At 33.1% G+C, this 14,273-nt stretch carries 15 protein-coding genes; 5 read left to right on the top strand and 10 right to left on the bottom strand.

The window, feature by feature from the left end; translation table 11 throughout:
- The first annotated feature begins 37 nt into the window (after positions 1-37).
- Both NNH57_RS18470 and NNH57_RS18465 read left to right on the top strand, forming a co-directional pair.
- A complete protein-coding gene (locus NNH57_RS18470) occupies positions 38-1,402 on the top strand; it encodes a sigma-54-dependent transcriptional regulator (protein ID WP_074406746.1) in 1,365 nt (454 codons plus the stop codon).
- On the top strand, positions 1,402-2,754 hold the full coding sequence (locus tag NNH57_RS18465) for a sensor histidine kinase (protein WP_074405657.1): 1,353 nt from the start codon (positions 1,402-1,404) through the stop codon (positions 2,752-2,754). Before NNH57_RS18470 ends, NNH57_RS18465 begins: the two co-directional genes overlap by 1 nt.
- A 6-nt stretch (positions 2,755-2,760) precedes the next feature.
- Here NNH57_RS18465 and NNH57_RS18460 read toward each other — a convergent pair whose 3' ends face one another.
- The 9 genes from NNH57_RS18460 to hemA form a co-directional block, all read right to left on the bottom strand.
- Positions 2,761-3,168, bottom strand: a complete 408-nt coding sequence (locus NNH57_RS18460) for a hypothetical protein (RefSeq protein WP_074405658.1) — start codon at positions 3,166-3,168, stop codon at positions 2,761-2,763.
- A 46-nt stretch (positions 3,169-3,214) separates the two neighbouring features.
- Entirely contained in the window at positions 3,215-3,817 is a 603-nt protein-coding gene (locus tag NNH57_RS18455; RefSeq protein WP_025665230.1) for a hypothetical protein, read from the bottom strand.
- Positions 3,818-4,125: 308 nt separating this feature from the next.
- Complete coding sequence (gene hemF, locus NNH57_RS18450; protein ID WP_108808097.1) at positions 4,126-5,028, bottom strand: oxygen-dependent coproporphyrinogen oxidase; 903 nt, start codon at positions 5,026-5,028, stop codon at positions 4,126-4,128.
- A gap of 58 nt (positions 5,029-5,086) precedes the next feature.
- Positions 5,087-5,875 carry an EI24 domain-containing protein gene (locus tag NNH57_RS18445; RefSeq protein WP_074405660.1) on the bottom strand — a complete coding sequence of 263 codons (789 nt, stop codon included), beginning with the start codon at positions 5,873-5,875 and terminating at the stop codon, positions 5,087-5,089.
- A 78-nt stretch (positions 5,876-5,953) separates the two neighbouring features.
- Positions 5,954-6,457: a DUF6973 domain-containing protein gene (locus NNH57_RS18440; RefSeq protein WP_132065958.1), complete on the bottom strand. Its 504-nt coding sequence runs from the start codon at positions 6,455-6,457 to the stop codon at positions 5,954-5,956.
- Positions 6,458-6,459: 2 nt separating this feature from the next.
- On the bottom strand, positions 6,460-7,491 hold the full coding sequence (hemE, locus tag NNH57_RS18435) for a uroporphyrinogen decarboxylase (protein WP_074405662.1): 1,032 nt from the start codon (positions 7,489-7,491) through the stop codon (positions 6,460-6,462).
- Between the two features lie 42 nt (positions 7,492-7,533).
- Positions 7,534-8,193, bottom strand: a complete 660-nt coding sequence (locus NNH57_RS18430; protein WP_108808099.1) for a uroporphyrinogen-III synthase — start codon at positions 8,191-8,193, stop codon at positions 7,534-7,536.
- Between the two features lies 1 nt (position 8,194).
- Positions 8,195-9,106, bottom strand: coding sequence for a hydroxymethylbilane synthase (gene hemC / locus NNH57_RS18425; RefSeq protein ID WP_074405663.1), 912 nt, complete (start codon positions 9,104-9,106; stop codon positions 8,195-8,197).
- A 2-nt stretch (positions 9,107-9,108) separates the two neighbouring features.
- Positions 9,109-10,359 carry a glutamyl-tRNA reductase gene (hemA, locus tag NNH57_RS18420; RefSeq protein WP_108808100.1) on the bottom strand — a complete coding sequence of 417 codons (1,251 nt, stop codon included), beginning with the start codon at positions 10,357-10,359 and terminating at the stop codon, positions 9,109-9,111.
- 203 nt (positions 10,360-10,562) lie between these two features.
- Between hemA and NNH57_RS18415 the strand changes: the two genes are divergently transcribed.
- On the top strand, positions 10,563-11,453 hold the full coding sequence (locus NNH57_RS18415) for an AraC family transcriptional regulator (protein WP_074405665.1): 891 nt from the start codon (positions 10,563-10,565) through the stop codon (positions 11,451-11,453).
- Positions 11,454-11,460: 7 nt separating this feature from the next.
- Here NNH57_RS18415 and NNH57_RS18410 read toward each other — a convergent pair whose 3' ends face one another.
- A complete protein-coding gene (locus NNH57_RS18410; RefSeq protein WP_025665239.1) occupies positions 11,461-11,640 on the bottom strand; it encodes a hypothetical protein in 180 nt (59 codons plus the stop codon).
- A 201-nt stretch (positions 11,641-11,841) separates the two neighbouring features.
- Here NNH57_RS18410 and hemH point away from each other — a divergent pair, with 201 nt between their 5' ends.
- Together hemH and NNH57_RS18400 are read left to right on the top strand one after the other, a co-directional pair.
- The gene (gene hemH / locus NNH57_RS18405; protein ID WP_074405666.1) at positions 11,842-12,879 is read left to right on the top strand and encodes a ferrochelatase; all 1,038 of its coding nucleotides are present in this window, start codon (positions 11,842-11,844) and stop codon (positions 12,877-12,879) included.
- Entirely contained in the window at positions 12,879-14,267 is a 1,389-nt protein-coding gene (locus NNH57_RS18400) for an MATE family efflux transporter (RefSeq protein WP_108808101.1), read from the top strand. Before hemH ends, NNH57_RS18400 begins: the two co-directional genes overlap by 1 nt.
- The last annotated feature ends 6 nt before the right edge of the window (positions 14,268-14,273 follow it).

The raw sequence follows: 14,273 nt of genomic DNA, 5'->3' as shown, positions 1-14,273 counted from the left end.
ATTTGTAGTTTTACTATGGTAACTTAAATAATAAATGATGCAGGATGGAAAAATTTTAATCATTGATGATAATAAGAGTGTTTTAAGCGCATTAGAAATTTTATTGCAGTTTGAGTACAAACACATTAAAACAATTTCTAATCCCAATCAAATTTCTTCGTTGCACAACCTAAGTGATTATGATATTGTGGCATTGGATATGAATTTTTCTGCTGGTGTCAATACAGGAAATGAAGGTTTATTCTGGCTTAGGGAAATAAAGAAAAAAGCTCCTCATACTTCGGTAATTATGATGACGGCTTATGGTGCTGTCGATCTTGCTGTAAAAGCGTTAAAAGAAGGAGCTACCGATTTTATATTAAAACCCTGGAATAATGAAAAACTACTGGCTACAATAAAGTCTGCTTTTTTACTTCGTAAATCCAGAAAAGAAGTACAAGAACTAAAACAGAAAGAAAACCACCTAAAACAGGTTATCAATCAAGACAGCAACTATATTATTGGTAATTCTAAAGCACTAACTGCTGTCTTAAACCTAGTTAGAAAAGTGGCAAAAACAGATGTTAACGTTTTAATCACAGGTGAAAATGGAACAGGAAAAGAACTAATAGCCAGAGAATTACATAGGATGTCTCCCCGAAAAAACGAGATTTTTATTGGAGTAGATATGGGCTCAATATCAGAAACATTATTTGAAAGTGAACTTTTTGGTCATACCAAAGGAGCTTTTACAGACGCCAAAGAAGATCGTGCAGGAAAGTTTGAAGCAGCAAACAACGGTTCTTTGTTTCTTGACGAAATCGGAAACTTATCACTACAAACACAAGCCAAACTATTATCTGCAATACAAAACAGAACAGTTGTAAGGGTTGGTTCTAATAAACCTATCTCCGTAAACATACGCCTGGTTTGTGCCACTAATTGCAACCTTAATCAAATGGTAGATGAAGGTATTTTTCGCGAAGATTTATTATATAGGATAAATACGATTCATATTGAAGTACCTCCATTGCGGGAACGAGATAATGATATCCTGATACTTGCAGATTTTTATTTAAAAAAATTCGCAACAAAATATGGCAAACCGTCGCTTCGAATAAATACTGCTGCCGAAGAAAAATTAATGGGATATCGCTGGCCAGGGAATGTAAGAGAGTTACAACACACAATAGAAAGAGCAGTAATTTTATGTGAAGGAAATGTATTGAAACCAACAGATTTTTTATTGAGTAATAGCCCCGGGGTTTCTTTGGATAAAGGTCCTGAGACTCTTGATGAAATGGAACGACTCATGATTGCCAAAGCACTTGACAAACATAATGGAAACTATAGTGCTGCTGCAAATCAACTTGGTATTTCTAGACAGACTTTATATAACAAAATAAAAAAATCAGAAAACTAATGGTAAGCCAAAATCTCTATACAAAACTAATCCTAAGAGTAGTAATGCTTTCCTTAACTGCACTAATATTAGCCTTTGCGTTTTTTAAAGAATTGTATATTTTGTCTTTTTTTGTTCTATTATTACTTTCATTACAAACGATTTTTTTAATCCAATATCTAAACCATACTAATAGAAAGATTGCCTACTTTTTTAATTCAATTAAAAATGAAGATTTCACACTTCGATTTCCAGAAAAAGGAGGCCCAAAATCGTTTAACGAATTAAATCAGAGTCTTAATAGTCTTAATGATGTAATTCGAAAAGTACACTTAAAAAACCAGACACAGGAACAGTATTACCAGGAAATACTAAAACAAGCAGAAATTGGTATTTTGACTTTTAATCATAAAGGGCATATTCTTTTTAACAACCCTAAGGTCGAAAAATTACTAAATTATACTCCTCTAAATCATATAAAACAACTAATACAGGTTGATAAAAAATTGTATAACTTATTTAATAATATTAAACCATTCGAACGAAAACTTTTTCAACTCACCAACGAGCGAGAGACAATACAACTGGCTATTAAATCTTCAGAAATAGTATTAAATAACGAAGTTTTAAGATTAATAACCATACAAGATATCCATAACGAATTAGACGAAAAAGAAACAGATTCGTGGATAAAACTCATTAGAGTTTTGACTCATGAAATTATGAATTCTGTTACTCCCATCACCTCAATATCAGAATCTATTTTGGGTTATTATAAGGATAAAAGTGGGATCATACCAGTTACAGCAATTGATGAAAATAAAATCCACAATACTGCAAAAGGATTAGAAGTAATCAAAAATCAGGGAAATGATTTAATGAGTTTTGTACAGTCATATCGTAGTTTCTTAAATGTACCTGTACCCGATAAGAAAATAATTAAAGTAGATGAATTATTAGAGAAGGTAAAAGTTTTGATGAGCCAGGAGATTGATTTTAATATCATTTCTTTTGACATGCTTACTACTACAGAAGATCTCGAAATTTATGCAGACGAAAAGCTAATTACTCAGATATTGCTAAATCTTTGTAAAAATGCAATTCAAGCTTTAAAAGATACCGAAAAAGCAACTCTTATGTTTATTGTTGGAATTACTACTGAAGGAAAAAAATATATAACAGTTAAAGACAATGGTCCGGGCATACATCCTGATATCATGAGCCAGATATTTATACCTTTTTATACCACAAAAAACGATGGTACAGGTATAGGCTTAAGTCTTTCTAAACAAATTATGCATATGCATGGAGGTAGTCTAACGGTTCATTCTATACCTAATAAGGAGACTTCTTTTTCATTACTTTTTGAGTAATACTATTTATTTTACCGTATCAAGTTTTAATGTTTTAAGTAAAGCATCAAAGTAGTAATCTTCCTGATCTGGTATGATTACTACTTTATACGCTGTATTTTTTATAATATAATGTGAGGAGGTCTCGAGGTCTAATATTTTAGAATGACGATTAACGATCTTTTGAATAAAGTCATTAATCAAAAGTACCTCGTCGTAACTTATTTCTCTGCGATATGTAGGTTTATCACTTTTATAAACTAGATAATCATTCCTAAAACTAAGAGATTTTTTATCCCCGGTATGGCTGTTAAACTCAAAAGTAAAATCTTTAGACGTAAATATTTTATTAATATTTTCTACCGTTGGCTCTACACTACGAGCACAACTCACAATGAAAATAATAACAAAAACTATCTTTATTCTATGCATCATCTTTAGAAAAGAAGCAAGATAAAAGATAAATTACTATCTCCTTATCTTATTTTGAAGCAAATCGCTTTATAGAACTTTCAAAATCAATATCCTCTAGGTTACTAATCAACAATCCGATTCCTCCGGATTTTGAAGCAACAATATATTCTGTCTGGAATTTTCTATCTTTTTTATAAGCTTTTAAATATTTAAGCTTAACTACTTTTGATGTTGGAGTAAAGAAAAAACGACCATGAATTCTTTTGTATTTTACTTCCTGAATATTAGATTCATCTTGCAATTGATCATTAAGTGCAGCAACGACTCTAGCGGCTCTATGTTCATCAAACTGATAGAAATCACAAGTATAGATAAATACGTAGTTTTCTACATTATTTTCATCAACAAATAGTTCGAAATCTACTTTTTTATCTTCTATTTTTTTCAATTCATGTAAAGCAACCTTTTTAAACTTTGGTTTATTTTCTAATGAATCTAATCTGCTTTTAAATTCTTCGGGAGATGTTTTAGAATAGGCACTGGTAAGCACAATAGTATTATTTCTAAATTCGATTGTGTTTTTCGAAAACTTAGAAAACTTAGATTCTTTGGGTAAAAATTCGCATCCTACAATAAGGATTACGATTAGCAATAGTAGAATTTTTTTCATAAGGCATTTGTGTTAATTATTATAACATTATATAGATAAGCCCTAAATGATTGTCTTGCAAGTTAATAAAAAAAAACCACATAATTGTCATTCAGCCGAATTTTTAAGCACTTTAACTGATTTTTTCTTTCTATTTTAAGTTTTAAGTAAGTATTATATGGCATTACACCATGTGATAAAACGGCCAATTATCATACTCTATGGTCTAAATTGGAAATAAACTTTTTTACGTTAAAATTAACATCCTCTTTCTCTAATTGATCAAGAAAAAATGTTTTTTACTACAGTAAATTCAAGTTGTAAAGGTATTATACCCAATCTACAGGGTTTGTTAGTACTTCTACTAATCGCGCTTCTTCGCTACCCATTTCTGGGTGGTAATCATATCGCCATTGTACATGAGGAGGAAGACTCATTAAAATACTTTCTATTCTTCCATTAGTTTTTAGCCCAAATAGAGTTCCTTTATCATGTACCAGATTAAATTCTACATAACGTCCACGTCGAATTTCCTGCCAATCTCTTTGCGTTTCTGTATATGGCAGCTCTTTTCTTTTTTCTACAATTGGAGTATACGCTTCTAAAAAACTATTTCCTACTTCGGTTACAAAATCATACCAGTTTTGCATCGACATCTCATCATTGGCCTTACAATAATCAAAAAATAAACCTCCTACTCCACGGCCTTCTCCGCGATGTGTATTATAGAAATACTCATCACATTTCTTTTTATATACAGTATAAAAATCTGGGTCGTGTTTATCACAAGAATTTTTACATACCTGGTGAAAATGCCTTGCATCCTCATCAAACAAATAGTATGGTGTTAAATCCTGTCCTCCTCCAAACCAGCTATCTACAATTGTTCCGTTTTTATCATACATTTCAAAATAACGCCAATTGGCATGTACTGTCGGTACCATTGGATTTTTGGGATGTAGTACTAATGATAAACCACAGGCAAAAAAGTCAACCTCACCTACTTTAAAATAGCTTTGCATGGCTTTGGGAAGTGCCCCATGAACTCCAGAAATATTCACACCTCCTTTTTCAAATACATTTCCATTTTCGATCACACGGGTTCTTCCTCCGCCTCCTTCAGAACGCTCCCATAGATCTTCCTGAAATTTAGCTTTACCATCTATTTCTTCTAATTTTGAGGTTATAGTATCTTGTAAGTCTTGTATGTATTGATAAAACTTATCTTTCATTATAATTATATAATTTTTTTATCAGATCTTAAAAAGCCAATTGAATTTAGCTATGATATTATGCTTCAATTTTGGAAATCTCCTCAGAAGCGTTCTTTAGTTCGATTAATCCTTTTTCTTTCAAAATTTTTACAGTTTCGGTAGAAGCTGCAACCACAGATATAGGTAAGGTGATAATAAATCCTATAATTGGGATAAATAACATGAGTACAAACACAATTCCGTTACCAATGGCAGTTCCTCTATTTTTTCTTACAAACTGGACACTTTCTTTATAATTAAAATGACGTTCCATAGTATAGTCCATATTACCAAAACCTACATAATATGCTTGTATCAGAAAAATTAATATTGTTGCTACAATACCAATAACCGGAATAAAACTTAAAATAATTAACGGAATCATAAATAATAATTCTCTAAATAGATTTCGTACGTTAATACGGATACCTCTGGATAATTGTTGACTAAAAGATGTATTACGGTGAGAATGATTTGTTTCTCCCAGAAGATGCGTTTCTACTTTTTCTGAAACCGGACTCATAAATGGTGCGGATAATGCCATTACAATATGCTTATATAATATTAATCCTATCACCAGGATCAATAAACCTCCAATATATGTGCTAATGGTAGCAAATGTTTCTGATCCCCATTCCCAAACCCAAATCCGAGCAATTAAAGCGCCCAAATTATCTGAAAAGAAATACACTAATGCCATAAAAGATAATCCTGTGATTACACTTATCAAAATAGGTACAGCAAAAAATTTCCATAATCCTAGTTTTGAAATAAGTTTAAACGTTCCGAAATAAGCTTTGATCCCGTTAATGATATTTTTAAGCATTGGTCACTGTTTTTTTGATTGATTAACTCCTTCTATAAGTAGTCTTTTTATCATTTTTGTTTCAATTTTGGAAATATTTCATGATCTAGTATCGATCTCCAAAAGATAAACCAATTTATCTTTATGATTCAGTATTTCTTTAATATCTGTTACTTTCTTAGCTTTTTGAGTGTTTTCCTTTAAAAAAGTGATTATTTCTTCTTCAAAATAAGTAGTTAGGTCCAAAAAATATTTTCTACCCACTTCGTTGTTATGCAAATCCATTGCAGTTTCTATTGGCTTATTTGGAGCTAGTTTTTCATGTAAATCAGTTATTTTTTGTGCCCAGTTTACAGATTTTTCTTTGTTTTTGGTTATTCTAAAAGTAGTATGACAAATCAATATATTCCATAACGCATGTCGAAAAGCATTAGCTTTTCCGTTTTTATGATGTGCTTTTCCATAATGCAAATCACAAATAATCATGGTTCTCCTTGTAGCTTTTAATGTTGGATAGACCAGTAAAGGATTCTGAAACATTATCCCTGTTAACCTAAGGATTTGCCTAAAACTTAATCGTTTTAACAGACTCCTTATACTCATTCTTATGCTTGGTATTCTTTTACTGCATCTACAAAGGCTTGAGCATTCTCTACAGGAATATTAGGTAAAATCCCATGTCCTAAATTAGCGATATAACGATCTTTACCAAAAGCATCTATCATTTGTTTAACCATTTTTTTGATTTCTGCAGGCGGAGATAATAATCTAGAAGGATCAAAATTACCTTGTAGTGTTATATTTCCTCCTGTAAGATAACGAGCATTACGTGCAGAACATGTCCAGTCTACTCCAAGAGCAGCAGCTCCTGATTGCGCCATTTCTTGTAATGCAAACCAACATCCTTTTCCGAAAACGATTACTTCGGTTTCTGCTTTTAATGCATCTACAATTTGCTGGATATATTTCCATGAGAATTCCTGGTAATCTACTGGTGATAACATCCCTCCCCAGCTATCAAATACCTGAACTGCATTAACTCCTGTTGCTACTTTTGCTTTAAGATATGCAATAGTAGTATCTGTAATTTTTTGCAACAATTGATGTGCTGCTTCTGGTTGTGCAAAACACAATTCTTTGGCTTTATCAAAGTTTTTAGACCCTTGTCCCTGTACGGCATAACATAGAATTGTCCATGGTGAACCGGCAAAACCAATTAAAGGAACACGACTATCCAAACGTTCTTTGGTTAGTTTTATCGCATCCATTACATATCCTAATTCTTCGTAGACATCGGGAACAATTACCTGTTCTACATCTGCCAAAGATCGAATTGGATTAGGAAGCCAGGGACCAATTCCATCTTTCATTTCGACCTCGATATTCATAGCTTGTGGGATCACCAAAATATCACTAAACAAGATTGCCGCATCTGGACCAATGATATCTATAGGTTGTACGGTTATCTCTGCTGCCAATTCTGGTGTTCTACAACGTGTAAAAAAATCATATTTTGCTTTTAGTGCACGAAATTCTGGTAAATATCGCCCTGCCTGACGCATCATCCATACTGGTGGGCGTTCTACAGTTTCTCCTTTTAGTGCTCTAAGAAATAAGTCGTTTTTAAGTTGTGTCATAGCTATCGTGAATTTTCGACTTTGCAAAAATTGCTTTATTATTTATTTTTTAGTAAAATGTTTTACGGCTTGAACAATGACGTTTTCTACCGTAGGTTTATTTGCAACAATAATATTATCTGTATGCTTTTTAGCTTCAGAAGCAGTTGTGTTTCCTATACAAAACGAAATACTTTCTCCTATTTTATTTTCTGAAGTATAGCTTTGAATTCCGGAAGGACTAAAAAACAATATTCCATCAAACGAACGGATGAATTTATTCGATTTTAAATGTGTTTTATATACAATCCGCTCTTTTATCTCAACATTATTTTGTTTCAAAAGATCTGGCAATTCATCCCTTCTCAAGTTTCCGCAGAAAAACAAAAAAGAGTCGTTTTTGTATTTTTTTATAATAATTTTAGCCAAATCAGATGCATTTTGAGCCATTTCTACCACATTTAAGCCATTTTCTTCTAAAAGCTTTTTAGTGTTATCTCCAACACAAAAACAGTTTGAAATGATCATTCCAGAGTTTTTAATTGCTTTTACGGCGTTCTTGCTTGTAAAAATTGCATTCTGGATTGTATGCTTAATTGTAATTTCTAAAATCTCAATAGTAATGGCTTCATATTCGACAAATCCAAGACCCGTATTTAGCAATAACTCTTTCTGCGTTGCAGAAAGTTTTTTGGTCGAGAGTATTGTTGGTGAAGTATCCAATCTATCCTATTTCTGCTTTTATCTCTTTCATCAATTCATGTCCTCCGTTATTCAATATCTCCTGGGCGCATATCTTTCCCAGATTATCTACATCACTTATTTTTACTTCTTTATTCACTTCGATCTTATCATTTCCGTCTAGACTAAACAAAGCTCCTTTAAAGTAGATAATATTCCCTTTAATTTCTGCTAGTGCTCCTATTGGTGCTGTACAGCCTCCTTCTAATTCTCGTAAAAATTCGCGTTCAATACGTACACATATTTCAGATGGGTTATCATTTAAATTTGATAATGCCTCTCTACAATACTCATCTTCTTCTTTTGCTACAACTAACATTGCTCCTTGTGCTGGTGCAGGAATCATCCAATCCAGATCAATATAATTATCTGGCTTTAGATCAATACGTTCTAATCCAGCAGCGGCAAATATGGCACCATTCCAATCATTATCGGTTAGTTTTTGCATTCGCGTATTTACATTTCCACGCAGATCAACTACTGTATGTGTTGGGTATTTATGTAACCATTGTGCTTTTCTTCGAAGACTTCCGGTAGCAATTGTGCCTTCATTTTCTAAAAAATCCACCCCTTTATGGACCAGAATATCATTTACATTAGCGCGTTTTAAAACGGCTGCTTCTATAATTCCTTTTGGTAGAATCGTCGGAACATCCTTCATAGAATGCACTGCAATATCAATATCGCCTTGTAACATGGCTATATCCAATGTTTTGGTAAAAATCCCAGTAATCCCAAGTTCATATAATGGTTTATCCAATATAATATCCCCGGTTGATTTAACAGGGATCAAGTGAGTTTTATACCCAAGTTCTTCTAAATTTTTTTGTACGGTATTTGCTTGCCAAAGTGCTAATTCACTATCTCTAGTACCTATGCGAATCGTTTTTGCCAAAGTTATTTGTTTTGTAATTGAAATACTTTTTGAATCAATTCTATGCTTTCATCTGCCGAAGTATTATCATCTTTAAGATGATTGGCAAAATGATTCGTGATTTTCTGAATGATTCGGCTACTAATAATATCTGCCTGTTCTTCATCAAAATCTGCATATTTTTTTCGTTGTAGATTAATTTCTGCATCTTTTAATGTCGATAATTTATTTTTAAGTGCCTTAATAGTCGGGGCAAATTTTCTGGTTTCTAACCAACTATCAAATTCTGTTTTTACTTCTTCTATAATACCCTCAGCTTGTGGGATATATTGTCTTCTTTTTTGTAATGTGTCATCTGTCATTTTTGACAAATGATCCAAGTGTACCAAAGTTACATTGGGTAACTCAACCACATCATCTGATACATTTTTTGGAATAGACAGATCTAAAATCAATAATGGCTTTTGCGAATGAATTAGCTGTTTAGAAATGGTAGGATTCTGCGCTCCCGTAGCCACAATAAGAACATCTGTATTTGTTATTTCTGACTGAATATTAGCGTAATCCTTTACGACAAGATTAAATTTTCCTGCTATTTTTTCTGCTTTATCCTTTGTTCGGTTAATTAATGTGATATGGTCATTCTTGGTATGTTTTACCAAATTTTCACAGGTATTTCTACCTATTTTACCAGTCCCGAAAAGCACTATTTTTTTGTCTGAAATGTTTTCTACATTCTTAAGAATATATTGAACTGAGGCAAAAGAAACTGAGGTTGCTCCTGATGAAATCTCAGTCTCATTCTTGATGCGTTTGCTTGCCTGAATTACAGCATTGACAAGTCTTTCAAGAAAAGGATTAGTAACTTCTACTTTTTTAGAAGCTTTAAAACTTTTTTTTAGCTGACTTATGATTTCAAAATCACCTAATATCTGGCTATCCAGACCTGTACCTACTTTAAATAAATGTGATACTGCTTTACTATTTTTATGTACGTATGCTACTTTTTCGAACTCTTCTACGGTTCCATGAGTATGTTCGCAAAGTAATTTGATTAATTGAAATGGATGTTGAGCAAAACCATGTAATTCGGTTCGATTACAGGTAGAGGTAACAAGCAAGGCTTCAATGCCTTCTTTTTTTGCTTGTTGTAGTATTCCTTCTTTGGCTTCTTCGTTTACACTAAAATGACCTCTGATCTCTGCATCAGCTTTTTTATAACTAAGTCCAATAGTGTAAAAATTTGTTCCTTTCGCTCTTGAGTGAGACTCCATGCAGTCAATTCTATAATATTCCATAACAAAAGTATTTTAGATATATCAGAAAAAATAACGCCAGAAGAATTTTAAGTGTCGGAAAACGTTGTTTAAGATATTTTTTGTAAAAAAATGACTAAAAACCCTTATTTTTGTATAGTTACCAGAGATTCTTGTGTCGATAGTTTAGACTCATTCTAAATAAATAAAATTTTACAATTATGGAAATTGAACTAAAAAATAACGCTCCAGGGATTCTAGAAGAAACCCAAATAGAAGATGGTTTTCATATTCTAAAATTTCAAAATGAAACCAATGAAAATCAACGAGTTGTAAGGGACATCGATAGTAGTTTTATCCAATTTCATTTCTGTATTAAGGGGGGGATTAAATTTAACTTTAATAACGGAAGCTACGCCATAAACCTTTCTGAAGAAAATTCGCTTCTTCTCTATAACCCACAACGCGATCTTCCTATGAATCTCGAAATGGAAAAGGATTCCTGGTTGATCACTATCCTTATTTCAATAAAAAAGTTTCACTCTTTATTTTCTAAAGAAGCAGATTATATTCCTTTTCTTGGGGAAGGAAACCGTGATAAAAAATACTATACTGATGCCAAAATTTCTCCTTCAATGGCTGTGGTATTAAATCAAATTATGAATTATAACTTACATCAATCGATTAAACTGTTATACTTTAAAGGGAAAGCATATGAATTATTAAGTCTCTATTTTAATAGACCAGGGGATGCAGATGTAGAGCAATGTCCATTTTTGGTAGATGAAGAAAATGTACTAAAAATTCGGAAAGCTAAAGAAATTATTATTGCTCGTATGGCAGAACCTCCTACACTTCAGGAATTATCTAATGAGATTGGATTGCCTCTTAAAAAACTTAAAGACGGATTTAAACAAATTTATGGTGAACCGGTATATACATTCTTGTTTGATTACAAAATGGAGGTAGCCCGACAATTATTAGCCTCGGGAAGTCATAATGTAAATGAAGTAGGCTTAAAAGTTGGATATAGCACTGCTAGCCATTTTATAGCTGCATTTAAAAAGAAATTTGGCACTACTCCAAAAAAATATGTGATGAGCTTAAACTAAAACTCATTTAGTCGAATGATTCCCCTCTGGGAATACCTACTCCTTTTTGTAAGGATACTATCGAATCATACATTCCTTGATCCTCATCAGAAGCATCTGCCAAAACAGATACAAAATCAAACTGTTCTAACAACTCCAGAATAAAGGGTAGTTTATCTTTTTCGACATCTACAATTATACGTTTCATCTTTGCTTTTTTTAATCACCTAAAAATACTAAAATAAAACTACCCAACTTTCGGTTTGCCAGAATTTAACGTATTTTAAGTTCTGTTTTGGTTTTAATAGGATTATGCACTAATTCTACAATACCACTATCAAAAAGTCTTATCACTTTTAGTATCATTACTCTTTATAGTTTGTATTTTTGTGTGTGCAAAAAGAAAATTATGAGTAAAGGAGTTCTCCTTGTTAATCTTGGATCACCAGATAGTACTGATCCAAAGGATGTAAAAAAATATCTTGGTGAATTTTTGATGGATCCCAGAGTAATCGATGTTCCGTTATGGGCGCGAACTTTACTGGTAAAAGGGATTATCTTAAATACCCGACCAAAAAAATCAGCAGCAGCTTATAAAAAAATCTGGTGGGATGAAGGTTCTCCCCTAATTGTACTATCAGAAAGATTACAGAAAAAAGTAGCAGATCGTACTTCAATCCCTGTTGGTTTGGCAATGCGCTATGGTTCGATGAATATCAAAAAGGGATTGCAGGAATTACAGGACAAAGGTGTAAATGAAGTCATGATTGTTCCTCTTTATCCTCAATTTGCTATGGCAACTACCGAAACTATTTTAGTTCTTGCCGAAAAATTGCAAAAAGAGTATTTCCCCAATATGAAACTTATTGATGTTCCTGCTTTTTACAACAAACCTGAGTATATTGAAATCTTATCCAAAAGTATTGCAGAAAAACTAGAAGGTATTGAATATGAACATCTTTTATTTTCATATCACGGAGTACCAGAAAGACATATTCGGAAAAGTGATATTAGTAATGGAAACTGTAAAATGGACGGTAAGTGTTGCTTTAAAAAAGGATCAGAGCAACATAAGTACTGCTATCGTCATCAATGTGAAATGACAACCGTACAAGTAGCAAAAAAATTAGGCCTTAAAAATAGTACTTACTCTACTTCTTTTCAATCCCGCCTAGGTTTTGATCCATGGTTACAACCCTATACCGATCGTACTATAGAACGAATGGGGAAAGGTGGAATCAAAAAAATGGCTATTGTAACTCCGGCATTTGTATCAGATTGTTTAGAAACTTTAGAAGAAATAGCCATGGAAGGGAAAGAAATCTTTCACGAAGTTGGTGGTAAAGAATTCACAACCATTCCTTGTCTTAATGATCGTGATGATTGGGCAGATCTACTTGCTAACTGGGTGAATGAATGGGTTATTGTCAAAACCCAAGCGGTATAATGGCAAAAATAACTTCTGAAGCTCTGGGGACAGAGCCTATTGGGAAATTGCTAATAAAGCAAGCAGTTCCGGCCTCTATAGGGATATTGGTGATGTCACTTAATATTCTAATAGATTCGATCTTTGTTGGTAACTGGATCGGTTCTATTGCCATTGCAGCTATTAATGTAGTACTTCCCGTATCCTTTTTTATTGCTGCATTAGGAATGTCTATTGGCGTAGGAGGTTCTAGCATAATTTCTAGAGCATTAGGTGCTAATAATAAGGAAAAAGCACTCAAGACTTTTGGAAATCAGATTACTCTTTCTTTGATTTTTATGGTTTCTTTGGTTGTTTTAGGTTTGGTTTTTGTTGATGATATTATTCCAAAATTTGGTGGAAAAGGAGATATTTTTGAACCAGCCAAAATCTACTACACTATTATTTTATATGGTGTACCCATCCTCGGTTTTGCTATGATGGGTAATACGGTGATCAGAGCAGAAGGAAAGCCCAAATTTGCTATGACGGCTATGATTATCCCCACAGTTGGTAATCTGTTTATGGATTATCTTTTTATTAACGTAATGGATATGGGAATGCACGGTGCTGCATGGGCGACAACAGGCTCGTATCTTGCTTGTTTTTTATATATATTTTGGTTTTTCAGTTCTAAAAACTCTGAATTAAAGATTAGTTTTCGTCATCTTGGCTTACAAAAAGAGATCGTTTCAGAAATTGCTTCACTTGGTGGAGTAACCCTGGCCAGGCAAGCTGTAGTAAGCATTACCTATTTATTAATGAACAATATTTTATTCGATCTAGGACAAGAAGGCCTGGTAGCAGTATATGCTATTATTGGTCGAATGTTAATGTTTGCTCTGTTTCCTGTATTTGGTGTTACACAAGGGTTTTTACCCATTGCTGGATATAATTACGGCGCGCAACATTACCCTCGTGTTAGAGAATCTATTAATACCGCAATCAAATATGCTGCGATCTTGGCATCATTAGTTTTTATTGGGCTAATGATTTTTCCGGCAGAAATAACAACTTTATTTCTGAGTAACAACCCTAATCTAGCTCCTAAAGAATTAGCTCTAAATCAATATGTGTTATCTCATACTGCAGAACCTATGCGATGGGTGTTTGCTGCGACACCTATTATTGCACTTCAGCTTATAGGAGCTGCCTATTTTCAGGCCGTAGGGAAAGCCATTCCCGCTTTATTACTTACATTATCAAGACAAGGTTTCTTTTTTATTCCACTTATTTTAATTCTTCCTAAGTTTTATGGTGAATTAGGGGTTTGGATTTCTTTCCCGATAGCAGATATTCTGGCAACTCTGGTTACCGGGTATTTTCTGAACCGGGAAGTGAGAACTAAGCTTATTACAAAAAGTAACTAGTTGTTT

Source organism: Aquimarina spinulae (assembly GCF_943373825.1).
GTDB classification, from domain to species: domain Bacteria; phylum Bacteroidota; class Bacteroidia; order Flavobacteriales; family Flavobacteriaceae; genus Aquimarina; species Aquimarina spinulae.
Note: the sequence above shows the minus strand (reverse complement) of the source record. Positions and strands in the feature narration are given on the sequence as shown.